This window comes from Acidobacteriota bacterium (genome assembly GCA_039030395.1).
Taxonomy (GTDB): Bacteria; Acidobacteriota; Thermoanaerobaculia; order Multivoradales; family JBCCEF01; genus JBCCEF01.
Genome location: JBCCEF010000017.1, coordinates 21,845 through 44,658 on the forward strand (window position 1 = coordinate 21,845; position 22,814 = coordinate 44,658).

General features: G+C 66.1%; 20 protein-coding genes. 9 read left to right on the forward strand and 11 right to left on the reverse strand.

All coding sequences use genetic code 11. The features are described 5' to 3' along the window. From AAF481_15050 to AAF481_15065, 4 genes are all read right to left on the reverse strand, one after another. Positions 1–1,560: a pitrilysin family protein gene (locus AAF481_15050; protein MEM7482491.1), complete on the reverse strand. Its 1,560-nt coding sequence runs from the start codon at positions 1,558–1,560 to the stop codon at positions 1–3. 311 nt (positions 1,561–1,871) lie between these two features. Continuing rightward, positions 1,872–2,594, reverse strand: coding sequence for an aquaporin (locus tag AAF481_15055; GenBank protein MEM7482492.1), 723 nt, complete (start codon positions 2,592–2,594; stop codon positions 1,872–1,874). Between the two features lie 67 nt (positions 2,595–2,661). Further along, positions 2,662–3,105, reverse strand: coding sequence for an arsenate reductase ArsC (locus AAF481_15060; protein ID MEM7482493.1), 444 nt, complete (start codon positions 3,103–3,105; stop codon positions 2,662–2,664). A 346-nt stretch (positions 3,106–3,451) separates the two neighbouring features. Next, the gene (locus AAF481_15065; GenBank protein ID MEM7482494.1) at positions 3,452–5,311 is read right to left on the reverse strand and encodes a cyclic nucleotide-binding domain-containing protein; all 1,860 of its coding nucleotides are present in this window, start codon (positions 5,309–5,311) and stop codon (positions 3,452–3,454) included. Positions 5,312–5,491: 180 nt separating this feature from the next. On the opposite strand from AAF481_15065, the gene AAF481_15070 reads away from it, so the two are divergent. From AAF481_15070 to pstA, 4 genes are all read left to right on the forward strand, one after another. Further along, the gene (locus AAF481_15070; protein MEM7482495.1) at positions 5,492–5,974 is read left to right on the forward strand and encodes a hypothetical protein; all 483 of its coding nucleotides are present in this window, start codon (positions 5,492–5,494) and stop codon (positions 5,972–5,974) included. A 150-nt stretch (positions 5,975–6,124) separates the two neighbouring features. Beyond that, on the forward strand, positions 6,125–7,159 hold the full coding sequence (locus tag AAF481_15075) for a PstS family phosphate ABC transporter substrate-binding protein (protein ID MEM7482496.1): 1,035 nt from the start codon (positions 6,125–6,127) through the stop codon (positions 7,157–7,159). A gap of 116 nt (positions 7,160–7,275) precedes the next feature. Continuing rightward, positions 7,276–8,646 (forward strand): phosphate ABC transporter permease subunit PstC, encoded by a 1,371-nt coding sequence (gene pstC / locus AAF481_15080; protein MEM7482497.1) that lies wholly within the window; start codon positions 7,276–7,278, stop codon positions 8,644–8,646. 211 nt (positions 8,647–8,857) lie between these two features. Beyond that, positions 8,858–10,174: a phosphate ABC transporter permease PstA gene (pstA, locus tag AAF481_15085; GenBank protein ID MEM7482498.1), complete on the forward strand. Its 1,317-nt coding sequence runs from the start codon at positions 8,858–8,860 to the stop codon at positions 10,172–10,174. Between the two features lie 33 nt (positions 10,175–10,207). Here pstA and AAF481_15090 read toward each other — a convergent pair whose 3' ends face one another. Beyond that, positions 10,208–10,957, reverse strand: a complete 750-nt coding sequence (locus AAF481_15090) for a hypothetical protein (protein MEM7482499.1) — start codon at positions 10,955–10,957, stop codon at positions 10,208–10,210. Between the two features lie 282 nt (positions 10,958–11,239). Here AAF481_15090 and AAF481_15095 point away from each other — a divergent pair, with 282 nt between their 5' ends. From AAF481_15095 to AAF481_15105, 3 genes are all read left to right on the forward strand, one after another. Continuing rightward, positions 11,240–11,845, forward strand: coding sequence for a sigma-70 family RNA polymerase sigma factor (locus tag AAF481_15095; GenBank protein MEM7482500.1), 606 nt, complete (start codon positions 11,240–11,242; stop codon positions 11,843–11,845). Next, a complete protein-coding gene (locus AAF481_15100; protein ID MEM7482501.1) occupies positions 11,835–14,528 on the forward strand; it encodes a serine/threonine-protein kinase in 2,694 nt (897 codons plus the stop codon). The genes AAF481_15095 and AAF481_15100 overlap by 11 nt, the downstream gene beginning before the upstream one ends. A gap of 83 nt (positions 14,529–14,611) precedes the next feature. Next, a complete protein-coding gene (locus tag AAF481_15105) occupies positions 14,612–15,130 on the forward strand; it encodes a hypothetical protein (protein MEM7482502.1) in 519 nt (172 codons plus the stop codon). A gap of 22 nt (positions 15,131–15,152) precedes the next feature. On the opposite strand, the gene AAF481_15110 is transcribed toward AAF481_15105, so the two are convergent. From AAF481_15110 to AAF481_15125, 4 genes are read right to left on the reverse strand one after another with little or no spacing between them, the layout of a single operon-like run. Beyond that, entirely contained in the window at positions 15,153–15,896 is a 744-nt protein-coding gene (locus tag AAF481_15110; GenBank protein ID MEM7482503.1) for an SDR family oxidoreductase, read from the reverse strand. Continuing rightward, positions 15,893–16,132, reverse strand: a complete 240-nt coding sequence (gene nrtS, locus AAF481_15115; GenBank protein ID MEM7482504.1) for a nitrate/nitrite transporter NrtS — start codon at positions 16,130–16,132, stop codon at positions 15,893–15,895. Before nrtS ends, AAF481_15110 begins: the two co-directional genes overlap by 4 nt. Continuing rightward, positions 16,129–17,400 carry an alkaline phosphatase gene (locus tag AAF481_15120; GenBank protein MEM7482505.1) on the reverse strand — a complete coding sequence of 424 codons (1,272 nt, stop codon included), beginning with the start codon at positions 17,398–17,400 and terminating at the stop codon, positions 16,129–16,131. Before AAF481_15120 ends, nrtS begins: the two co-directional genes overlap by 4 nt. Next, entirely contained in the window at positions 17,400–18,311 is a 912-nt protein-coding gene (locus AAF481_15125; protein ID MEM7482506.1) for a metallophosphoesterase family protein, read from the reverse strand. Before AAF481_15125 ends, AAF481_15120 begins: the two co-directional genes overlap by 1 nt. 130 nt (positions 18,312–18,441) lie before the next feature. Between AAF481_15125 and AAF481_15130 the strand changes: the two genes are divergently transcribed. Beyond that, the gene (locus AAF481_15130) at positions 18,442–19,053 is read left to right on the forward strand and encodes a PH domain-containing protein (GenBank protein MEM7482507.1); all 612 of its coding nucleotides are present in this window, start codon (positions 18,442–18,444) and stop codon (positions 19,051–19,053) included. Continuing rightward, a complete protein-coding gene (locus AAF481_15135) occupies positions 19,043–20,656 on the forward strand; it encodes a PH domain-containing protein (protein ID MEM7482508.1) in 1,614 nt (537 codons plus the stop codon). Before AAF481_15130 ends, AAF481_15135 begins: the two co-directional genes overlap by 11 nt. 3 nt (positions 20,657–20,659) lie before the next feature. Here AAF481_15135 and AAF481_15140 read toward each other — a convergent pair whose 3' ends face one another. Next, positions 20,660–21,136: a hypothetical protein gene (locus AAF481_15140; GenBank protein ID MEM7482509.1), complete on the reverse strand. Its 477-nt coding sequence runs from the start codon at positions 21,134–21,136 to the stop codon at positions 20,660–20,662. Positions 21,137–21,285: 149 nt separating this feature from the next. Then, the gene (locus AAF481_15145; protein MEM7482510.1) at positions 21,286–22,560 is read right to left on the reverse strand and encodes an MFS transporter; all 1,275 of its coding nucleotides are present in this window, start codon (positions 22,558–22,560) and stop codon (positions 21,286–21,288) included. Positions 22,561–22,814: the final 254 nt, after the last annotated feature.

Genomic DNA, 22,814 nt, shown 5'->3' on the forward strand with positions numbered 1-22,814 from the left:
CTAGCGGCCTTCGCCGCTGTCGTCGGAAACGGTTTCGATGTAAACGACGGTGCGGTTGTCCGGCCGGAAGGTCTCCTGGGCGACGCGCCGAATGTCCTGCGCCGTCACCGCCTCCAGGCGCTCGATGTCCAGGAACAACTCCCGCCAGTCGCCGTAGAGCGCGTGGTAGGTGGCGAGCTGGGCGGCGAGGCCCTGGTTGGAGCGCAGGCCGCGCACCAGATCGGCCTTGGCGCGGGCCCGGAAGCGCTCCAGCTCTTCCTCCGTCACGTCCTCGGTCTTGAGACGCTCGATCTCCTCGTGCAGGATCGCCTGGGTCTCCTTGGCGTTCACCCCGCGGGCCGGGATCGTCAGCGCTGTCCACAGGTTGGGGTAGCGATCGCCCGGGAAGCCGGAGAAGGTCTGCGCCGTGACCGCCTTTTGCTCGTCGCGGATCAGGCGCCGGTGCAGCCGCGAGGTGCGGCCGTTGGACAAGACATCGTCGATGGCATCGAACACCGCCTGGTCCGGATGGGTGGCGGCGGGCTTGTGGTACCCCTCCAGGTAGAAGGGTTGGGCCCGGTCCTCCAGGCGGACAATCTTCTCGCCGATCTGCGGCGGTTCGACGGTGCGCAGCGGCTGCGGTGCGGCCCGTTTCGGAATGCGACCGAAGTAGCGGTCGAGGAGCGGCACGAGCTGCTCCGCGTCGACGTGGCCGACCACCGCCGTCACCAGATTCGACGGCGCGTAGTAGGTCTCGAAGAACTCCCCGGCGTCGGTCATGGTGAAGGATTCGAGGTCGCTCATGTAGCCCACCGTCGGCTGCTTGTAGGGGTGGGCGACGAAGGCGGTGGAGAGGAACTGCTCGACCATCCGGCCGATCGGCTGGCTCTCGGTGCGCAGCCGGCGCTCTTCCTGCACCACGTCGCGCTCCTGGTAGAACTCCCGGAACACCGGCTGGTAAAAGCGGTCCGATTCGAGGGCGGCGAAAAGCTCGATGCGGTTCGCCGGCAGCGAGTAGAAGTAGCCCGTCCAGTCGGCGTTGGTGAAGGCGTTCATGCCCACCCCGCCGGCCCGCTCGACGGCCTGATCGAAGGCGTTCTGAACAACATATTCCTGGGCCGCCTCCTGCTTGTCGCGGAAGGCCTCCTCGAGGCTCGCCAAGCGCTCCTCGTCGGGCATCGCCTTGAGGCGCTCGTCCTGCAGGGCGAGGTAGGACGCTTCGAGTTCTTCGAGGGCGGCGGCTTCGGCGGCATAGTCGGTGGTACCGAGGCTGCGGGTGCCCTTGAAGGCCATGTGCTCGAACATGTGAGCCAGTCCGGTGATGCCCGGAACCTCCTGGGCGGAGCCCACCCGCACGATGGTGGCGAAAGAGAAGACCGGCGCCGTCGGGCGCTCGACGATGATGAAGGTCCAGCCGTTGTCGAGGGTGTGGACGGTCGTCTTCTTCTCGAAGGAAGCGAGATCCTGGGCGGCCAGGGGCAGCGCCAGCAGAATCGCCAGGGAAATCAACAGGGCCCCCCTGAGGTGGGTCCCCCGGAGGCGGGCACCCGAAATTCGAGGCAGCGGGAGTCGTGGAGTCATGAAAACCTCATCGCAGTGATTGTAGGAACAGCGGAGCCGGACGTCGCAGGGACCTCTCGGGGAGGTACGCGCTGCCGACGGGAGAGTTTACCAGCCGGCGTCGGAAGGCCGATTGCCTAGCCCGTCCTTCTCACCAGCCTTCTGCTGCGAGGTCGGATGCACCTGCATCTGCGGCGTCTCTTGGCCTCTCCGCTCCTCGACGTACTTCGAGTACGCCTATGTCGTTCCGAGAGCCAAAGTCCTTGCAGCTACAGGCCCAGAGATCTTTACTTGGCGACCTCTCGCTACGAAGTTGGTGAGAAGAACGGGCTCTAGCGGTGCGGTTCGGGGACCGGGCGGGCTGCGCGGCGCGCCCCGGCGGTCCAGCGGTAGGCGAAGTGGCCGACGGTAGCGCCGAGGAGCGGGCCGAACCAGTAGAGCAGGTGCTGATTCCAGATGCCCCCGACCAGCGCCGGTCCAAAGCTGCGGGCGGGGTTCATCGATGCGCCGGTGAGGGCGCCGCCCCACAGGGCTCCCAGGGCGAGGGTGGCGCCGATCGCCAGGGCACCGTGCTGCCCCTCGGCGCGCTGGTCCGTCGCCACGGCGGTGATCACGAACACCAGGGTGGCCGTCATCAGCACTTCCACGCCGAAAGCGGCGGGCAGCTCGATCGCCGGTACCGTCGCTGCCGCAGCGAGGTCCGGTCCGAGGAAAGCGCGCAGTGCCAGGGCGGCGCCCAGGGCACCGAGGATCTGGGCGGCGATGTAGGCGGCGGCTTCCCGCGGGCTCAAGTGCCGGCCGGCGAGAAAGGCCACGCTGACCGCCGGGTTGAGGTGGCCGCCGGACAGGTGCCCTGTCGCCGAGACCATGGTGAACAACGCCAGGCCGAAGGTGAGGGAAACGCCGACGGCGCCCAGGTTGCCGAAGCGCGCGTCCACCAGAGCGGCGCCGCAGCCGGCGAGGACCAGGACGAAGGTGCCCATTCCCTCGGCACCGGCGCGCAGGAGGAGGCGTGGTCGAGCGGCGTCCGTCGAGGTAAGCGATGTACTAGTCATACCGACGACTCTACCACCGCGCCGGAGGAGGTGGGGTCGAGCGGCGTCCGTCAAGGGGCTGGCCTGGCTAGGTGCCTGCCGGCGCGGCGGTTCGGTTCCATTCGCCGATCTTGCCGGCCAGCTCGTTGCGGACCTGCCGGAACTTGGCGAGGGTGGCGTGCGCGTCGCCTTCGAAGGCCGCCGGATCCTCCACCGGCCACATCAGCCGTTCGTAGGCGCCGGGCCACACCGTCGGACAGCTCTTGGCGGCGCCATCGCACACGATGACGATGGTGTGGATCGGCACTCGGCCCAAGTACTCGGTCAGATGCTTGGGGCGCTGGCCGGCGAGGTCGAGGCCCTCTTCCTCCATGACCTGCCGGGCTACAGGATGAATCTCCGCGGTCGGCTCGGTGCCGGCGCTGTAGACCGGCAAGCGGCCGTCGAGTTCCCGGCGGAAGAGCGCTTCGGCCATCTGGCTGCGGCAGGAGTTGCCGGTACAGAGGACGAGGATTCCTGCTCCTTCGGTCATGGCTACGCTTCCTTGGTCTTGTCGCGGTCGAGGACGGTGAAAGGACGAATCTCGACGATAGGAAGGGCCTTTCCGGGAGTCAAGACACGGTGGGCCAAGATGGTGTGACGACTCTGTGACGGGTGAACGGCGGCTAGCAGGGTGCTGAAAAACTATTTCGTCTCTTCAGCAGCCTGCTCCGAGCCCAAAGGGCGAGGCGGCAGCGGAGCTGCCGTGGACGGGGTGCGCCTGAAAATACAGGTGTTTTTAGGCGAGGGGCGGACCGCGTGCGGGCGCCCAGCCCCCTCGCGGGAAAGCTAGCAGGCCAGCTGAAAGAATAGGCCGAAGGCCTTTTTCAGCTGCCCTGCTAGGCGGAAACGGAGGTGCGGTCGCCGGAGAGGATTCGCCAGCCCACTACCTTCTCGTCGATCTCGCCGAGGCGGTGGGCGATCAAGCGGCAGAGGAGCTGTAGGAACTCGAGCGCCGCCGGGGTGTCGTAGGAGAGGATCTCCTGCACTGCCGCCTGATCGAGGGCCAACACCACCGCCGGACCCTCGTGGGCACGGGCGTCGGCGGAGCGCGGTACGCCGTCGATCAAGGACATCTCGCCGAAAAATTCGCCGCGGCCGAGGATCGCCAAGGCCTCCTCGCCGCCGCCGTGGATGAACTTCGAGATCAACACCCGCCCTTCGAGGACGATAAACATCTCGTTCCCGGCATCGCCTTCTTGGAAGATCGGACGAGTCGCCGGGAAACGCTTTTCCCGCGAAAAGGTAGCCAAGGTCAAAAGCTCGCGGCGCGACAAGCCCTGCTCGCGGAACAGCCGGATCTTGTCGCTCGATTCCACGGCGATGGGGCGGCCTCCCGTGGGGCGGCCTCCCGTGGGGCGGCCTCCCGTGGTGGGCTGGTCTTCCGGGCGATCCGTCGTCTGCCGGCGGCCGGAATTGCCCGGTGCCTCGTCCTGCCGTAGACGCAGAAAGTTTTCCGGCAGGGCGCCCGGGTCAAAGAAATTCTGGAGCTGGGCATTGGTCCCACGCAGTTTGCTCGACAGGCCATGCCAGAAACACCAGTAAAGCTGGACCCCGAGGTCCGGCTGGCGCTCGATCAGCGAGTCCAGGGCTTCGGCGTCGACACGCAATAGGGTCGCCGGTTGGGTGAGCAGAGCCTCACCGGAACGCTCCAGGCCGCTGACGTAGCTGCCCTCGCCGAAGACGGCGCCGGCGCCCAGGGTGCCGAGGCGAAAACTGCCGTAGCCGGTCTCCCGCCGCACCTCGACTTCGCCGCGCTCGATCACGAACACATCGCGGCCGTAGTCCTGGTGGCGAAACAGCACCGTGCCGGCGGCGAGGCGCTCTTCGCGCACCGCTTCGGCGAGGGCGAAGATCTGCTCGTCGGTGAAGTGCTCGAACACCGCCAGGGAGCGCAGGCGCGTCGCCAGGGCGAGGCGGTTGCCGGGCGCCGGCGGCGTGGGCTCCAGACCGCTGGTCAGGTCCTCCGGCTCCAGGCCGCTCTCTTCGAGAAAACGCTCGCGACGCCACTGCAGCCGGTCGAAGGCGATCTGGATTTGCGCCTGGCGGGTGTGGAAGGCGGCGGTGAGGGCGCGGGTGTCGATGCGCAGCAGCCGCCGGAGGGTCTGGATCCGGCGGCGCAGCCGATCGCTGTCCGAGGATTCCGACCGCGGGGTCAGGAGAAAGGCGTGGATGCTCGCTTCGAGGGCCTGCTGCAAGCGGCCGGCCCCGTACTCGGCTCGCCCCAGCAGTTCCGCCGTCGCCGCATCGAAAGGGTCGAGGCGCAGAGCTTGGCCCCACTCCTCGGCGGCGGCGGCAAAATCCTCTTGTTGGAAGTGCAGCCGCCCGGCGAGCCGGTGAAGGCCTGGGCTGGCGAGGTCCCGGGCGCGCGCCACGTCGAGGCATTCGAGAGCGCGATCGACCTGTCCATTGGTCAGGTAGACGTCCGCCAGGCCACGAAATTGGGCAGCATCGATGGCGTTACGTCGGAGCTGTTCCCGCAGTTGATCGCGCAGGCTGCGCGGCCGCTGTCCGCCTGCCGCATGGCGCTGTTCTCGGCGAACGTCCGCCAACGACACCTTGGCGCCGACGTGCCTCGGCTCCAAGCGGAGCACGACCCGCAGCAGATCCGCCGCTTCTTCCGGCAATCCGCTCCGGCGCAGCACGGCCGAAAGAGAGAGCAACTGCTGGATGTGGTGCTGTCGGTCCTGGCGGTCCATGGATCCTTTCCTCTGCGCCCCGGTCGACGTCCCGGAAGTCGTGCGCTGGCAGCGGCGGCGGGCCGTCCATCGTAGCATTGGCGGACCCTTTCGGCGCGCCGTACCGTGGTCGCCGGCTGCCCTTTTAGATGTATTGATGCATTGCCCCATGGGCAATTCTTCGACTAAAATAACGCCTCCGTGAGCACCTCCACCGAAGGAACCCAGCGGCTTGACGATTCCGTCGCCCAATCGGAACTAGAAACCGGGCTGCACCTCTGTCGGATGGAGGAGTGGGATCGGGGGCTGGAGATTCTGGCCGCCCTGGCGGATACCCACGAGGGCCTGCCGGGGGTTTTTTACTCGTACCTCGGCTACGGCATGGCGTTCAAAGAGAACCGCATTCACGAGGGTCGGCGCCTCTGCCGGCACGCCATCAAGGTGGAGTTCTACCGCGCCGAAAACTACTTCAACCTGGCCCGTACGGAGTTGCTCGTCCACAATCGCCGGGCGGCCTTCCGGGCGGTGGAGAAGGGACTGGCGGTGGATTCCGAGAACCAGCGCCTACTGGACCTGCGGCGCAACATGGGTCAGCGGCGGCCGCCGGTGCTGTCCTTCCTCTCACGGTCCAATCCGGTGAACCACTTCCTGGGCTTCGTTCGGCACCTCTTTACCCAGCCGTAGGCTCAAAAAATCTGTCACATCGCGGTAACAACTCCGCCGCCGGTCCGTTGAGGGGCCCCGGTAGGTTTTTGTCTGCCGGCGGGGTTCGCCGCCACCGGCCTCCCGTGACGATTCAACTCTGGGAACCCAGAATTTCGGAGGTTGTCTACCATGAAGAAGCTGTTCGCCCTTTGCCTGCTCTCTATCGTTGCGGCGGCGCCTGCTGCCCTGGCGCAACGCGACCAGGTCAAGATTGTCGGCTCGTCCACGGTCTACCCCTTCTCCACCAAGGTCGCCGAGCAGTTCGGTCGCAAGACGCCGTTCAAGACCCCGGTGGTCGAGTCGACCGGCTCCGGAGGCGGCCTCAAGCTGTTCTGCGCCGGTGTCGGGGTCGAGCATCCGGACATCACCAACTCCTCCCGTGCCATCAAGGACTCCGAGATCGAAATGTGCACCGGCAACGGTGTGAAGGACATCACTGAGATCAAGGTCGGATACGACGGCATTGTGCTCGCCAACTCCAAGAAGGCGCCGCAGCTCGAATTCAGCCGCAAGCAGATCTTCCTGGCCCTGGCGAAGGACGTGCCGGCCGGCGAGGGCAAGCTCATGCCCAACCCACACAAGACTTGGAAGGACGTCGACGCCTCCCTGCCGAACGTCAAGATCGAGGTGCTCGGTCCGCCGCCGACCTCCGGTACCCGCGACGCCTTCGCGGAACTCGCCATGGAAGGCGGCTGCAAAGAGTTCGGCTGGATCCAGGATCTCAAGAAGCAGGACAAGAACCGCTACAAGGCCATTTGCCACGCGGTGCGGGAGGATGGTGCCTACGTCGAGGCCGGCGAGAACGACAACCTGATCGTGCAGAAGCTCGAAGCCAACCCCAACGCCCTCGGTGTCTTCGGCTTCAGCTTCCTCGACCAGAACCGCGACAAGGTCCAGGGCAGCTTGGTGGACGGCGTGAAACCGACCTTCGACAACATCGCCGACCAGTCCTACCCGGTCTCGCGGCCGCTCTTCTTCTACGTCAAGAATGCCCACGTCGGCGTGATCCCCGGCATCCGGGAGTTCGTGCAGGAGTTCACCGGCGTCGGTGCGATGGGCGAAGAGGGCTACCTCTCCGAGCTCGGTCTGATCCCGCTGCCGTCGCAGGAGTACTCGACGGTCAAGCAGGCCGGCTCTGTATTGAAGAACAACGTCGGCAAGTGAGGTAGATTCGGTGTCCGAGATCACCCGCCGTGCCTCGAACAGGCGCCTGGTGGTGCTCTGACTTCGGCGACCCAGGCCGCCGCGACGAAACGACCGATCCGGAACCTTCCTCCCGAATGAAAATTCTCCTGCTGGTCGGTATCGTCTTGGCGGCCTCCGTCGTCGCTCATCGGCTGGGCCGTAGAAAGGCCCTCTCCTCCTCCCAACAGCTCCACTCCCTGCCGGCCTACTACGGGCTCTATGCGGCCTTGTGGGTGGCGGTGCCGACGCTGCTTTTGCTCTTGGGTTGGGTCGCCATCGAACCGGCGGTGGTGGAGCGTTTGACCATTGATTCCCTGGCGGAGCATGGCCTCGAAACCGATGAGGCCGCCGTCGGCCTGCTGATCAACGACGTCAAGAATCTCGCCTCGGGCAACATCGTCAGCCGCGAGGTGAGCCCCGAAATGCAGTCCGCCGCGGATCAGTATCTGCGCCTGCGCAGGACGGCGTTCTGGTCGATGGTCGCCTGCGTCACGCTGCTCGCGCTGGTCGGCTTCGGCTGGGCTTGGCGGCGCATCTCGCCGCGCCTGGCGGCCATCCACCGGGTAGAAAAGGCGGTGCGCGGCTTTCTCCTCGCCGGTTCGACGATCGCCATCCTCACCACCCTGGGCATCGTCCTGTCGCTGCTGTTTGAGTCCATCCGCTTCTTCCAGCGGGTGCCGATCACCGATTTCCTCTTCGGCCTCGAATGGAGTCCGCAGATCGCCCTGCGGGCCGACCAGGTGGGCGCCACCGGCGCCTTCGGCGCCATCCCGCTGTTGACCGGCACCCTGCTGATCAGCGCCATCGCCATGTTCGTGGCGGCTCCCACCGGTTTGCTGTCGGCTATTTACATGGCCGAGTACGCCGGTGAGCGCGCCCGCAAGTTCCTGAAGCCGATGCTCGAGATTCTGGCCGGCGTGCCGACGGTCGTCTACGGCTTCTTCGCCGCCTTGACGGTGGCGCCGGCGATCCGCGGTTTCGGCGAAAGCCTCGGTCTCGACGTCGCTTCCGAGAGCGCCCTCGCTGCCGGTGTGGTGATGGGGGTGATGATCATCCCCTTTGTCTCGTCCCTGTCCGACGACGTCATCACCGCCGTGCCCCGCGGCCTGCGCGAAGCGTCCTATGGCCTCGGCGCCACCCAGTCCGAGACCATTCGTCGGGTGGTCTTCCCGGCGGCACTACCGGGCATCGTCGGTGGGCTGCTGCTGGCGGTATCCCGGGCGGTCGGCGAAACGATGATCGTGGTAATGGCCGCCGGCCTGGCAGCGAACCTCACCGCCAATCCCCTGGAAGCGGTCACTACCGTCACCGTGCAGATCGTGACGCTGCTGGTCGGCGACCAGGAATTCGACAGCGCCAAGACCCTGTCGGCCTTCGCCCTGGGATTGATGCTGTTTCTCGTGACCCTGGTGTTCAACGTCATCGCCCTGTGGGTGGTCAGACGATATCGGGAGCAATATGACTAGCAGGTTGCAGAAAAAGGGCTTCGCCCTGTGATTTCAGCTGCCCTGCTAGTTGTTTTCTTTGAGGGGGCTGGGCGCCCCCTCACCCGAAAAGATGACTCTTTTCGGGCTCACCCCGTCCTCGGCGGCGATGCCGCCGCCTCACCCTTCGGGCTCGGTCGTAGGGTCCTGAATGTACATTCGTTATCCGCAATCTACTGTGAGGCGGTGAAAAATGAAGGCTAGCGGCGCGTCGGTCACTACTACACGGCATCCGCTGCTGACCACCGACAACCTACGGGCGCGGATGAAGAAGCGCTACGCGGCGGAGCGTCGATTCCGGCTGATCTGCGGCCTGGCGGTCGGCGCCGCGCTGCTGTTCCTGCTGCTGCTCTTCGGCGACATCCTGCGCAAGGGCTACAGCGCCTTCCTGCAGACGGAAATCCTGTTCGAAGACCTGTACTTCGATCCGGAGCTCCTCGACCCGGCCGGTAGCGGCGATCCGGAGGTGATCGGTGCGGCGAACTTTCCGGCCCTGTGGCGCGAGCCCCTCAAAGCGCAGTTCGAGCCCGCTGGCCGTAGCGAACGGCGCGCCCTCTACGGCTTGATCAGCGGCGGCGCGGAGTTCGAGCTGCGAGACGAGGTGATGGAGAACCCTTCGCTGGTCGGCGAGCGGAGCAGCCGATGGCTGCTCGCCTCGGACGATGTCGACATGCTGATCAAAGGGCACATCTCCCGCGACCTGCCGGAAGATGATCGCACCATCTCCGATCAGGAGATCGCCTGGGTCGACCAACTGGCTGCGGAAGGTCGCATCGCCAGGAAGTTCAACACCCGCTTCTTCACTGGCGGTGACTCGCGGGATCCGGAAATGGCGGGCATCCTGGGTGCCGCCATCGGCTCCGGCATCACCATGCTGGTGACCCTGGCGCTGTCCTTCCCGATCGGCGTGGCGGCGGCGGTGTACCTGGAAGAGTTCGCACCCAAGAACCGTTTGACAGATTTGATCGAAGTCAACATCAACAACTTGGCGGCGGTGCCGTCGATCGTCTTCGGGTTGCTTGGCCTGGCGGTGTTCCTTAACTTCTTCGGCCTGCCGCGGTCCGCGCCTCTGGTGGGCGGCATGGTGCTGTCGCTGATGACCCTGCCGACCATCATCATCGCTTCCCGCACGGCCATCAAATCGGTGCCGCCGTCGATCCGCGAGGCGGCCTACGGCCTGGGCGCAAGCCCCCTCCAGGTGATCCAGCACCACGTGCTGCCGCTGGCCATGCCGGGCATCCTGACCGGCACCATCATCGGCATGGCCCAGGCCCTGGGCGAGACGGCGCCGCTCTTGATGATCGGCATGGTCGCCTTCATCGCCGACCTGCCCTCCGGTCCGCTCGACCCGGCCACTGTCTTGCCGGTCCAGATCTTCCTGTGGTCCGACATCCCCGAGCGCGCCTTTGTCGAACGCACCTCGGCGGCCATCCTCTGCCTCCTGGCCTTCCTGATCGGCATGAACGCTTTCGCCGTGTGGCTGCGGCGGCGCACCGAGCAGCGCTGGTAGCCAGAGGCTACATCCTTACTGCGACTCTGCCGCTCACAAGGACGAAGTGAACACTATTTGACCAGGTCGACTCGGCCTCAGCCCGGATGGAGTGATTGCCGCGATCCTTTCGAGGCTGCCCGATGACGAGGACTCCCCCTTCAGTTTCTGGTAAACCTTTTCGGCTTCGTCAATGTACTTTAAGGTCTCGTCGCGCGGAAATCCCATCATGCTCAATTGATCTTGATATGCGAGCAAGAAGGTGTTCAGGTCGAGAGCTCCCACGTCAACGCTCGCCTTGCACGCGAAGATGGCGGAAGCCCTTTCAATCTGCGAGGTGATTCCAGTCGCCTCGACGGTTCTCCTCCATGCACAGATGTCGTAGCGAACCAGAGCGCGTGATTGAACTGTGACGTAGTAGCTTTGGAAGCTCTCCTCGATGGCTTCGCCGCTGCCGAGGAGGCTCTCCATCGCCGTTGTGACCAGATCGCCCATGCCGGCGATGATGGCGTCCGGTTCGCCGGATACGAACTTCTTGATGGCGCTTGCGACTTCTTCTGCGATTTTTGCAACGTCTTCTTTGACATAGGCTCGATACTCTGAGTGTCTTGCGACTACGGTGGTGATGGGCGCGGTCTTGTTCTCGGGAGTCCCTGCGGTGCGGTGACTCAGATCGACCTCCGCTTCGAACGCCTTAACGTTGCTTTTTGCTAGTTCGGTTAGCAAGTTGAGGGCCAACGTCAGCTCCGTCTTTCTGTCCGGCGTTGGATCGAGGGCTTCTACTGCATCGCTGAGGATAGACATACTCTTCTCCAAGGTTATTGCCAACGGTTCAAGGGTGCGGCCTACGCTCGGCTCCTCCTATCTTGCAGAGCGGGCTCCAGCTTGAAGAGGGGACACGATTTTCTTGGAGTCCCTTGGAACGCCGCTGAGCGCAGGGCTTTCGAAGGGTGCAGCCGTGAGGAACATGCGATGGTTGCCGGTCTCGCGAGGGCGGCGCTATAGTGGTCTCCGACGAAATCAACAATTTGGTACGCAGACTCCGAGGCAGCCTGTTCGGTCGAGCGTACGCGGCAGGGGGGGACGATGCCGGAGCCTTCTCAGGAGCTGACCGGCCTTCTCGCAGGCTGGGCCGGCGGAGACGCCAGGGCTCGTGACGAGCTTCTGGCGATTGTCTATGACGAGCTGCGCCGGCTGGCAGCCTCCTGTATGCGGCGTGAGCGTGCGGACCACACCCTGCAGCCCACGGCCCTGGTGCACGAAGCCTTTCTGCGTCTGACCCACGGGGTGCCGGTGAGCTGGGTAGATCGCTCCCATTTCTTCCGCGTCGCCGCCCGTGCCATGCGTCGCATCCTGGTCGATCATCAGCGCAGAGTGAGTGCCGCCAAGCGTGGCTCCGGGCAGAAGGACCAGCTCCTCGACGAGGAGGTCTTGATCCCGGGCATCGATGTCGAGGTGCTGGCCCTGGACGAGGCGCTCACCCGGCTGGGTGCTCTCGACGAGCGGTTGCTCCAGGTGGTCGAGATGCGCTACTTCACCGGCCTTGGGGTGGAAGAGGTGGCCGACCTCCTCGGTGTGTCTTCGCGAACCGTCAAGCGGGACTGGCGCTCCGCGCGCGCCTGGCTGTTGGCCGAACTCGCGCCGGCTGACAAGGTGGACGCGACGGAGAAGACCCGCTCCGGTGGACGCTGAGCGATTCGGCCAGGTGATGGCGGCCTTCGCCGAGGCCTGCGAACGGCCATCGCAAGACCGCGACGAGCTGCTCGCCGCTCTGTCCGCCGAAGACGCCGAGCTGGGCCGTGAGGTCCAGAGGCTTCTGGAGGCGGAGCGAAACGGTGCGGGCCGGCTCGAACCCCCTTTGCTGACGGGCGAGTCGCCCGGGCTTGGGCCGCCCGAAGCGGGGGCGCGCCCTTCCTTGAACGGCGATCGGATCGCTCATTTCGAAGTCGGTGAGCGGATCGGCCGCGGCGGCATGGGCGAGGTCTACGCCGCGGTCGACACGGTCCTGCGCCGCAAGGTCGCGCTCAAGGCCATCCGCCACGACCAGAGAATGAGCGACGCGGCCCGCCGTCGCTTCTTGCGTGAGGCGCGGATGCTTTCGAGCCTCGACCATCCCAACATCTGTCGCATCCACGACTACCTGCGAGGCGAGGACGAAGACTTTCTGGTCCTCGAGCTGATCGAGGGTCGGAGCCTTCGAGAGGCAGGTCTGTTGAACGCCGAAGCCCTTTCCATTGCGGAGCAGGTCGCCGATGCGCTGGCCGCCGCCCACGCCAGAGGCATCGTTCACCGTGACCTCAAGCTGTCGAATGTCGTGCTGGCCGCCGATGGTACGGCGAAGATCCTCGATTTCGGTCTAGCACGCTCGCTGGAATTGGAGGAGATCGAGGATGGCCTGGGAACCGCGGGAGACCCGGCGGCGCCGCTGCGCGAAACGGAGGACCTCGATCGCTCCGTGCCGTTTCGTACCGCTGCGGGTCTCTTGGCGGGCACCCTGTCGGCGATGAGTCCGGAGCAGATCGAGGGATCTCCCGCCTCCGTGGCGAGCGACATGTACTCCTTTGGCCTGCTGATGCAGGAGCTATTCACCGGGGAGCCGCCCTACGATTCGGACCTGACGCCCGCCGACCTGGCCGACGCCGCGCGCCGGGGCGCCACGCGACCGGTATCGGGCGTCGATCGCCATCTCGCGGCTCTCATCGAAGCACTGACCGCGCAGCGAGCTTGGACTCGACCGACAGCGGCGATGGTCGTCGATCGGCTGCGCTGGATTCGGGCCAAACCGAAACGGCGCCTGCGATGGTTGGTGAGCGCGGCGCTGGTCGCCCTCTTCGCCCTGGGAACTCTCAAGTACACCCTCGACCTGCGCCGGGAGCGAGCCGTTGCCGATCAGCGGCGTACGCAGGCGGAGGATCTGATCGCCTTCATGCTGGGCGACCTGAGAACCAAGCTCGCGCCATTGGGTCGGCTCGATGTGCTCGACGATGTCGGCGACACGGCACTCGAATATTTCGCTTCGGTTGCGGAGTCAGAGCTCTCCGATGACGAGCTTCTCAGCCGTGCCAGGACGCTCACTCAGATCGGCGAGGTGCGTCTCTCTCAGAATCTTCACGACGAAGCGCTGACCTCCTTCGAGGAGGCATATCGTCACAGCGCCGCGCTGGCCGCCCGCCGACCGGAGGATGGGGATGCACTGTTCGACCGCGGTCAAGCCGAGTACTGGGTCGGTTACGTCCATTGGCGGCGCCTAGACGGGGAAAAGGCCCGGCGGTGGCTGGAGTTCTACCGGGACACCAGCGAGATGCTGCTGGCACGCAACGCCAACCGCGATGACTGGGTGCTCGAAACCGCCTATGCCCATCACAACCTGGCCGTGCTGGCCCTCGAGGCCGGCGATCTGGCGGCGGCCGAGGAGGGTTTCGAGGAAGAGGTCGAAGTCCTGCGGCGCTTGATCGAGCGGACTCCCGACGACCCGACCTTGATCGAGGATCTCGCCGATGCGTACTCCTGGCTCGGCACGACCGCCCGACGGCTCGGATGGCTCGAGCGCTCGCACGGATATTTCAGCGCAAGCAGGGAACAGCGTGCGGTGTTGCTGGAGTCCGAGCCGGACAATGCCATCCGGCGTTTTTGGTGGGCGCAAGCGGTGGTCCTCGAGGGCGACCTCGCGGTCATTCGTGGATTTCGCGAGGAAAGCATCAAGACCTGTCAACTTGCCATCGACACCCTTCAGGATCTGGTATCTGCCGATCCCACCAACCGCGACTGGCAACGTGTTCTGGCGACCGCAATGGTGGCTCAGTCGAAGCCCCTCGCCGCCGAGGAGGGCCGCGGCCGAGTACGTGAGCAACTGTCCGAAGCGACCGCTGTTCTCGAAGAACTGGTTGCGGCCGCACCAGCCGACCGTTTGTCGCGACAGACCCTCGGCGTTGCCTACCGTGTGGCCTCGCGGTTGGGTTTGCCGCGCTCACCGCTCGAGACCGTCGCCCGCGCCGTCGAGATCACCGAAGAACTCCACGGCGAGGCCCCGGCGGACCTCGCCGTGCTCGGAGATCTGGCGAACGCGCTGGTCGTGGCGGGAGAGCTGCAGCGGGCCGCCGGGGAAAGCGCTGCAGCCCTGGCTACGTGGAAGCGAGCGATCGAACTGCTGGACGGGCCCGTCGATGGCTCGCGTTCTCCGGCACTGCTCGCGCCTTGGTCGCTAGCTCTTGCCGCCGTCGGCCGGACGGCAGAATCCGAGGCGGCCGCAATGTCCCTCTCCGCTGCGGGTTTCCGCTCTTTCTGGCAGGAGCCGGAATCGACCGGGCGACCGGCCAAGGGAGTTCATGAGGCGGTCAGCCCTACCGGTCTCCCTTCGAGGGAAGACTCCCCATGACTACTCCGCTTCCCAGCTACGTGCAAGACCTGCCGGAGGCAGGGCAATTCCGCCCCGTGTCTGTCATCGATAGGAGACGTCGCATGGAAAAGCCGATCACCGTCACAGTATTCACCGACACGACCACCCCGGAGCAGCCTGTCCAGGCCGACCCTTCCGGTGGATGGGCCACTTTGAAGCCTGTTCTCCTATCTGAGGACCCGATAGACGCAGGCAAGACGAAACCCGTCTCGATCAGATTTCAGTTCAATGATTGGGAGAAAGGTGACACTAGGACTTTTATTGGCTTCCGCTGGACGCACTCATACACGGAGGGGCACCTTGCCAATGCACACCACCTTGGTGTTTGGTACCAGCCTGAAAATGGGAACCAAGAGTGGCAACAGGATGACCTGTTTTCCTACCTGAGTTTCGGACCCGGGACGATGACCATTGAGGATGCGAACCCGCACCCTTACAACTATGTCTACATTCTCGAATGGACGGAAGGGTCGGGTGCGGACCGCAAGCGTTATGTTTGCGATCCAAAGATAAGAAACCAGTCGACCGGGGGCCCCGGGGGCCCTGGGGACCTCGGTCGGCCCGCCGAACCGTGCAAGTAGCTGATGGCCGCTCCTAGAACTTCTACCGCTCCTGATCCGAAGGCCGCACGATCACCTCGTTGACGGCCACCCCTGCCGGCTGTTCGATCGCCCAGCGGATGGCGCGAGCGATGGTTTCCGGCTCGAGCGGGGTGAGGTCGGCGTTTTTGAAGGCCTCGATGACCCCCTCGTCGGTGATCGAGTCGGTCAGCTCGGTGGCGACGGCGCCGGGGGAGATGATGGTGACCCGCACCTTGCCGCGGGTTTCCTGGCGCAGGCCTTCGCTGATCGCGCGGACCGCCCATTTGGTGGCGCTGTAGACGGAGAAAGCCGGGTAGACCCAGTGGCCGGCCACCGAAGCGACGTTGATGATGTGGCCGGACTTCTGCTCGAGCATGTCGCCCAAGACCGCGTGGATCCCCCAAAGGACACCCTTGATGTTGACGTCCACCATCTGCTCCCACTCGCCGACGTGGCCGGCCGCCAGCGGCGACAGGGGCATGACGCCGGCGTTGTTGATCAGCACGTCGATGCGGCCGAAGTGCTTCCGGGTCGCATCCGCCAGGGCCATCACCTGCTCGCGGTCGGTGACGTCGGTCGCCCGGTAGAGGGCCTCGGCGCCGTGTTGGTCGGCGAGTTCAGCGGCGAGATCCCGCAGGCGATCCGCGCGGCGAGCGGCCAGCATCAGGCGGCAGCCTCCCTCAGCGAGGGTGTGGGCGGTGGCGGCGCCGATGCCGCTCGAGGCACCGGTGAGGACGACGACGGGGTGGTTCTCCGAGGGACTCATGATCGCTTTTCTCCTTCGCCCTGACCCTTGAGGGCGGCAACGCTCGAAGCGGTGGATACCAGGTAGGGAACACAGAAGGTGAGGGCGATGCGGATCGCCCGGTCGAGGGTGAGATCGCCCGCCAGCAGGGCGGAGCCGTGGTTGATCAGGTTGAGGATCAGGCCGACGAAGACGCCGTAGAAGAGGCCCCGCCGCACCACCGCCGGGCGAAACGCCAAGGCCAGCGAGCGCCTCACCGCGCGGCGGTCCAGTCGAGGCCGAGCAGATCGGCCAGGATGCCGGCGATCTCGGTGTTGTCCAGGGCGCCGGAGAAACGTTCGGCGCCGGGGCCCCAGGCGTAGAGCGGCACCGGTTCGCCGGTGTGGCCGTCGGTTGCCCACTGCACCGTGAGGGGCCTTCGAACGGAGCCGCTGACGACGGTGAGTCCGGAGGTCTCGTGGTCGGCGGTCACCAGGATGAGGGTTCCCGCTCGCGCCGGCTCGCTGGTGCGTTTTTCATCGCCATCGGTCGCCGGCGCCGGGTCTTGCGGGATCGTCGCTTCCGACTCGGCCCAGACGACGGCCCGTCGCACCGCTTCTTCTAGCTGGCCGACGCCGCGCACCACCCGGTCGAGTTCGTGCCGGTGCGACCCGGTGTCGGGGTCTTCCGTTTCGATGAAGGCAACGAAGCCTTGTGGGTTCCGGCTGAGGCGTAGGAGGGTGAGTTCGGTCAGCGCCGGCAGGTTGGGCTCGTGCTCTGGGTCGGCGATCGTTTCTTCATCGAACAAGGCGATCACCGGCTCGCCTTGCGCACCGCTCGATGTGAGATCCCGCCAGTCGGTGATCACCGGTTGGTCCAGGGCATCGAGGGCAGCGATGGCGTCGTAGCGGTCGTCGGTGGTTCCCACCATCCAGTCCACTCGGGACTTCGCCAGGGCCGCCACCAGTTCGTCGAAGGCCTTGCGGCTGTTGTTGTGGATGGCGAAGGCACTGGGGCTGGCGTCCCACAGGTAGGAGTCGGTGACGATGCCGGTGGACAACCCCCGGTCCTGGGCGGCTTCGAAGAGGGAACGCAACCGGGCGCCGGCTCGATCGACGGCAATGGCTCCGGGATCGGTCTTGAAGCCCGTGGCCAGGGCCGTCGCCCCGGCGGCGGAGTCGGTGTACAGGCTGTCCGGCCCGAAGGTGGTCATCGGCGAAACCACCGGGAAGCGCTCGAAGAAGAGCTTTTGATGGGCGCCGTGGAGAGCGAACCGCGCCGCCGCCACCTGCGAAAAGCCCATGCCGTCGCCGAGAAACAGAATGACGTTCTTCGGCCGCAGGCCACGCTGAGGCAGCGGCCAGCGGGTGGCGTCGGGAGCCGGAGAGAAGTCGATCGGCTCGGTGTCCGGCAGCGAGGTTTGCCGGTCTTTCATCAGGTACAGCAAGTCCCACTCGAAGAAGCGCACCACCCCGTAGAGGGCGAGCAGGATCAGCAGGCCTTGCGCTACCCCGAGAACGATATTTCGTAGACGGATCGGTTTCATCAGGGATCTCCGGAGGCGGGACCGGTTCGAGGGCTCTGCACCTGGCCCTCCAGGGCATGCAGTCTTTCGAAGAAGTGGCGCAGCGATTCGCCGGGACGATGAAAGGTGAAGAACTCGTCAAGGCGATCTGAGGCGGGCGTCACGCCGCGTCTCCGGGCCCATTCGAGAAACGGCACCAGCAGCGGAGTGGCGTGCTCCAGTTCGTGGCGCAGCAGTCGCGCGGTGATACCGCCGGCGGCTAGAAAACCGGTCCGCTCGTAGGCCGCGAAGGTCCGCCCCAGATCGTAGGGCACGCGCTGCGGTTCGACCTTCCAGGCGCCCTCCGGAGCATCGGACGGGCGCTCGAAGATGGCGTACTGGGCGGCATGGTCGCCGTTGAAGGGCAGGCCCACGGAGCCGACGTTGACCACCAACCCGTTCGGCACCCGGCGTACCAGCGGCCGGTGGGTGTGGGCGCACACCAGCAGCGTTTCGGGCACTTCGTCCCAGTGGCGCCGGAGGAGCGCGTCGCCGGTCCACGGGCCGATGCCGTCGCGGTTCGAACTTGGCGTGCCGTGCACCAGGCGCATGCCCGGGCGGTTCAGGGAGAAGGGCAGGGATTCGATCGCCCGCACGTCGTCGTCGGACAATTCGGCGGCCATCCAGCGGGCGGCGTCCCACTCTTCGGCGGTGTCCCACTCGGCCGGCACCCGCCCGTGACGAAAGTCGAGCAGATACTCCTCGTGGTTGCCACCGATGGTGGGGAACCCCAGCTCGCCGATGCGCTGGACCACCCGACCGCCCTCCGGGCCGCGGCCCACCAGATCCCCGCCCACCAGCACTTCATCCACCGCGCGACCGACGAGGTGGTCGAGGACGGCTTCCAGAGCGGGAACGTTGCCGTGGATGTCGGCGATGACCGCGATGCGCATACCGGTCGATGCTATCCGGTTCGGCCGGCTCTTGACGAAGAACTTGGCGTAGCGGAAGTCGACGAACCGGTGCGGCGAGCGTCGCGCCGCCCGAAACCGGTCGCAAACGCCCGGCGGAGTCTTGCTTGCTATGCTGAATCCCATGGACGAGATCGGCAGCGACCCCCTCGAATCCCCACCCGCCGCCCCCTCACCCTCGGCACCGCCGCCGCCGCCGCTGCCGGCGGCGGCGGGCGAAGGCTCGTCAACGGCCTTGCCCGCTGGTCTCCAGAAGCTCGATCCGCGGTGGATTTCGATGCGCCGGGTGTTCGGTTGGATTCGGGTGGCGGTCTATTTGGTGCTCTGGATCATCGCCACCTTGATCTTGACCCTCTCCGGCCCCGCCCCGTGGATTCTCGTCACGGTGGTCGGTGCCGGGGCCCTGTGGGTGGTGCTGATGGCCGTGCAGGCGCACCTCTGGCCGGCGCTGAGTTGGCGCCGGGCCGCCTACCGGCTGAGCGAGCGGGATCTGGAGATCCGCCGCGGGGTGTTGTGGCGGGAGGTGGTGACGGTGCCGCGTTCACGGGTGCAGCACACGGACGTTTCCCAGGGGCCCATCGAGCGGAGCTTCGGCTTGGGTACCCTCCTCATCCACACCGCCGGCACGGACCATTCGCGCATCGGCCTGCCGGGCCTCGCCCACGACACGGCGTCGGTGATTCGAGACCATCTGGTGGAGGTGGACGAAGACGATGGCGTCTGACCCTCGAGGCGGAGAGGGCGTCTCGCCAGCCGGCGAGCCCCAGCCCGGCGACATCCCCTTGCCCGCGCCAGGGCCCGAAACACTGCCCAATATCTCCGAATCGGTGGCTGCCGAGGCGTCGGTCAAAGACAAGCGGCTGCATCCGAGTTCGATCCTGTTTTTGCTGCTGTCGGGCGTCAAATCGCTCATTCTGCCGGGCCTCTTCGTGCTGTTCGCGGCGCGCGGCGGTAGTCGCTATGAAGCGTGGATCATGATCTTCATCATCCCTTACACCTTCGGCGCGATCTTCCGCTACCTGACCTATCGCTACGCCTTTCACGATGCGGAGCTGGTGATCCGCAAGGGGGTGCTGTTCCGCAACCAGCGGCATATCCCGTACAGCCGCATCCACAATATCGGCTCGGTGCAGAACCCGCTCCATCGCATGTTGCGGGTGGCCGAAGTGCGGGTGGAGACGGCCGGCGGTCAGGAGCCCGAGGCGAGTCTCAAGGTGCTGTCGGTGGAGGCTCTGGAGGAGATGCGGCAGCGCATTCGGCGGGCCAAGGCCGCCCTGCCCGCCGCCGCGGCGGAAGCCGACGACGCGGCGGCGATGGCGGAAGAGGAATTGCCGGGCCGGGTGCTGCTGGCGATGTCGCCGGGAGACCTCGTGCTGCACGGTCTGATCGACAACCGCGGGATGCTGGTGGTGGGCGCTTTCCTCGGCCTGCTCTGGCAGTTCGATCTGCTGGACCGCCTCGGTTTCGATCCGCGGCAACTCTGGGCCCAGGCGCAGGATGCCGGGACGATGCGCGCGGTAGCGGTGGCGATCTCCCTGCTGGTGACGCTGGTGGTGGCTATCCGCCTGCTGTCGATCGTGTGGTCGGTAGTCAAACTGTGGGGCTATCGCCTGCAGAAGGTGGGCCGCGAGTTGCGGTCGCGCGGTGGCCTGCTGACCCAGGTGTCCACCACCGTGCCGCTGCACCGCATCCAGGTGCTGACCCTGCGCGAAAAGATCCTCCATCGCCTCTTCGGCCGCCTCGAGGTGAGCGCCGATACCGCCGGCGGTTCGTCCGAGGAGAGCGGGGGATCCGGCCGCCAGAACCTGGCGCCGTTGATCTCCCGGGAGTCGTTGCCGGACTTCCTGGCGGAGGTCGAGCCGGGGGTGGATCTGGAGAACACCGAGTGGCAGCGCATCGATCCCCGGGCCACCACCCGTCTGCTGCGCCGCGGCCTGTTCGTGACTCTGCCGCCGAGCGCCGCGCTGGTGTATTTCGTGTCGCCGTGGACCCTGCTGGCGACGGTGCCGATTCTCGCTTTGGTGGTGGTCGACGCCTTCCGCGAGTCCATCCGCCGGGGCTATGCCTGCACGGACGATCGGGTGTTTTACCGCAGCGGCTGGTGGTCCCGGCGTATCAGCCTGGCGCGCTACAGCAAGATCCAGGCGGTGAGCCTGACGGAGTCGCCCTTCGACCGCCGCTGGCAGATGCGCGATCTACAGATCGACACCGCCGGAGCCGGCTCCTCGCTGCAGCGGCTGCACATCCGCTACTTGCCGGCGGAGCGGGCGCGGGAGCTGATGGATTTTCTAGCCGCCCGGGCCGCCGAAACGAAGTTCCGGTGGTGAGCCCTACCGCCCCTGGCGCGCCAGCATCTGGGCTTCGTTCAGCAGGTCGTCGGCCCGTTCGCGCTGGCTGGCCGGGTTGCTGAAGCTGCCGTCGCCGCGCACCATGCCGTCGAAGGTGGTGAGCAGGGCGCGCAGCTCGGTGACCGCTTCGGCGCCGGCGCGGCACGATTCCAGGTCACAGCGGCAAGCGCTTTCGGCGCGGGAGAGGCGCGAGGAGACGCTGGAGACGGTGGACGACCAAGCGGCCAGGTCGTAGGGCGGCGAACGGAAGGCGCGGGCGCCGTCGGCCAGCGCCTGGCTGGCGGAGCGGGCCTCGGCGACGCAGGCCGAGCCGGCGCTGTTGTCGCCCCCGGTCGCCGTGCCGGCGATGGAGGAACCGGTGTTCAGGATCTTGGCCTGGGCCCACGGCCAAACCTCCGTGATGCCGAAGTAGAGCAGGGCCGCCAGGATGAGGAGTTTGATCAGTCCGCGAAGGGCCATGGGAAATCCTCCAAGAATGGGTCGGTGTGCGAAGACTAACAGGGAGCTGGCCGCGAGCCCGAAGGGCGAGAAAGGCGCCGAGGTTGGGGTGAAGCCGAAGGGGAATTTCTCTTCGGCTGAGGGGGCGCCCATCCCCCTTGCGAAAACAGCTAGCGTGCGGCTTGCGGTGAGGCAGCAGTGCCCACCCGCGGCCGCTCCAGCCGCCGGGCGACCCGCAGGAACAGCAGGCACAGCAGCACCGCCATCACCGAACAGCCGTGCCACAGGTAGGCCGGTCCCCAGTGGGTGTAGATCCAGGTGCCGAGTCCCGGAGCGAGGACGAAGGCGACGGAGAACGACGAGGCGAAGATCCCCATGAAGCGTCCGGCCATGGGCCCCTGAGCGCGGTGGGCGACGAAGCCTTCGAGGAAGGGGAATAGGAGCATCTCGCCGAAGGTCCACACCACCACCAGCAGAACCGCGAATCCGATCGTCGAACCCCAAAGGATGCCGCCCACCCCGAGACCGAGAAGCAGTGCGCCGACGGCCGCCACGCGCAGGGGGGCGCGGTCCTTGAGCCACTGGGCGAGGGCCATCTCCAACGCCACGATCACCAGGGTGTTGATCGCCATCAGCAACCCGATCTGATCCTCCGCCATGCGGTAGGTGCCATGCAGGGCGAGGGGCCACGCCGCCCAGAGCTGAAACAGCAGCAGGGCCGAAAGGGTCGAGAGGCCCGCCACCGCCAGGAATGGCCCGTCACGCCAAGGGCTGCGGACGGCGGCGTCGGCCGGGCTCTGTTCCTCGGAAGAGGGCTGCTCGTTACGCGGCAAGGCTTGGGGATCGACGTTCCCCAGGTCCGCTCGCCGCCGCAGGAGGAGCCACAGGGGGATCGTCGCCATCAGGCAGGTGAAGCCGTCTACCGGAAACAGCCAGGCGTAGTTCCGCACCGCCAGAACGCCGCCGATGGCCGGGCCGAAGGTCATGCCGAGGTTCAGCGCCAGCCGCCGTAGAGCGAAGGAGCGCACCTTGTCCTCGGGTCCGCTCGCCTGGGCAATGGCCAGTGAGTTGGCCGGCCGGAAGCACTCGGCGGCAAACCCCACGGCGAGTGTCCCGCAGGCGATGGCGACGGGGCCGCGCAGCCAGCCGAGAAGGGTGAACAGCACCGCCGCGGCGGTGAGGGTGAGAACCTGCAGGCGCACCGGGTCGATGCGGTCCGAAAGCCAGCCGCCGCCCAAGGTGCCCGCTACGCTGCCCACTCCGTAGAGGCTGATCACGGCGCCGGCGAGTACCGGTGAGAAGCCGCGTTCCTGGGTGAGGTAGAGCACCAGGAAGGGAAGCACCATGGTGCCCACACGATTGACAAAGGCGACCACCGAAAACAGCCACACATCGCGCGGGATGCCGCGGAAGGCGTCGCGGTAGAGCTTGAAGATGCCGGTCATGGTCGAATCGCCGTGGATTGGACGGAAGCGGAGAGTGTACTCAACAACTCTCCCCACGGGCGACCGAAGGGTGCCAGCAAAAAAATAACGGGGCGCAGGACGCCCCGTTTGCCAAGGAGGTTATGCGGTAGGAAACGGATCGCTTGCGCGTCCCGGCCTACACCTCTTCCTTACGCACCAGGGTTGAACTTTGTTGCGTGAAAAACGCTGAAAGTTACGTTTTCGATTGGGCTGCTAGTGTTCGGTCTCGGGCG

Excerpts from the sequence above, each read along its gene's own strand:
- AAF481_15050 (MEM7482491.1), bottom strand. The coding sequence starts at position 1,560 with ATGACTCCACGACTCCCGCTGCCTCGAATTTCGGGTGCCCGCCTCCGG.
- AAF481_15055 (MEM7482492.1), bottom strand. The coding sequence starts at position 2,594 with ATGACTAGTACATCGCTTACCTCGACGGACGCCGCTCGACCACGCCTC.
- AAF481_15060 (MEM7482493.1), bottom strand. The coding sequence starts at position 3,105 with ATGACCGAAGGAGCAGGAATCCTCGTCCTCTGTACCGGCAACTCCTGC.
- AAF481_15065 (MEM7482494.1), bottom strand. The coding sequence starts at position 5,311 with ATGGACCGCCAGGACCGACAGCACCACATCCAGCAGTTGCTCTCTCTT.
- AAF481_15075 (MEM7482496.1), top strand. The coding sequence starts at position 6,125 with ATGAAGAAGCTGTTCGCCCTTTGCCTGCTCTCTATCGTTGCGGCGGCG.
- pstC (MEM7482497.1), top strand. The coding sequence starts at position 7,276 with ATGAAAATTCTCCTGCTGGTCGGTATCGTCTTGGCGGCCTCCGTCGTC.
- pstA (MEM7482498.1), top strand. The coding sequence starts at position 8,858 with ATGAAGGCTAGCGGCGCGTCGGTCACTACTACACGGCATCCGCTGCTG.
- AAF481_15090 (MEM7482499.1), bottom strand. The coding sequence starts at position 10,957 with ATGTCTATCCTCAGCGATGCAGTAGAAGCCCTCGATCCAACGCCGGAC.
- AAF481_15095 (MEM7482500.1), top strand. The coding sequence starts at position 11,240 with ATGCCGGAGCCTTCTCAGGAGCTGACCGGCCTTCTCGCAGGCTGGGCC.
- AAF481_15105 (MEM7482502.1), top strand. The coding sequence starts at position 14,612 with ATGGAAAAGCCGATCACCGTCACAGTATTCACCGACACGACCACCCCG.
- AAF481_15110 (MEM7482503.1), bottom strand. The coding sequence starts at position 15,896 with ATGAGTCCCTCGGAGAACCACCCCGTCGTCGTCCTCACCGGTGCCTCG.
- AAF481_15120 (MEM7482505.1), bottom strand. The coding sequence starts at position 17,400 with ATGAAACCGATCCGTCTACGAAATATCGTTCTCGGGGTAGCGCAAGGC.
- AAF481_15125 (MEM7482506.1), bottom strand. The coding sequence starts at position 18,311 with ATGCGCATCGCGGTCATCGCCGACATCCACGGCAACGTTCCCGCTCTG.
- AAF481_15130 (MEM7482507.1), top strand. The coding sequence starts at position 18,442 with ATGCTGAATCCCATGGACGAGATCGGCAGCGACCCCCTCGAATCCCCA.
- AAF481_15135 (MEM7482508.1), top strand. The coding sequence starts at position 19,043 with ATGGCGTCTGACCCTCGAGGCGGAGAGGGCGTCTCGCCAGCCGGCGAG.
- AAF481_15140 (MEM7482509.1), bottom strand. The coding sequence starts at position 21,136 with ATGGCCCTTCGCGGACTGATCAAACTCCTCATCCTGGCGGCCCTGCTC.
- AAF481_15145 (MEM7482510.1), bottom strand. The coding sequence starts at position 22,560 with ATGACCGGCATCTTCAAGCTCTACCGCGACGCCTTCCGCGGCATCCCG.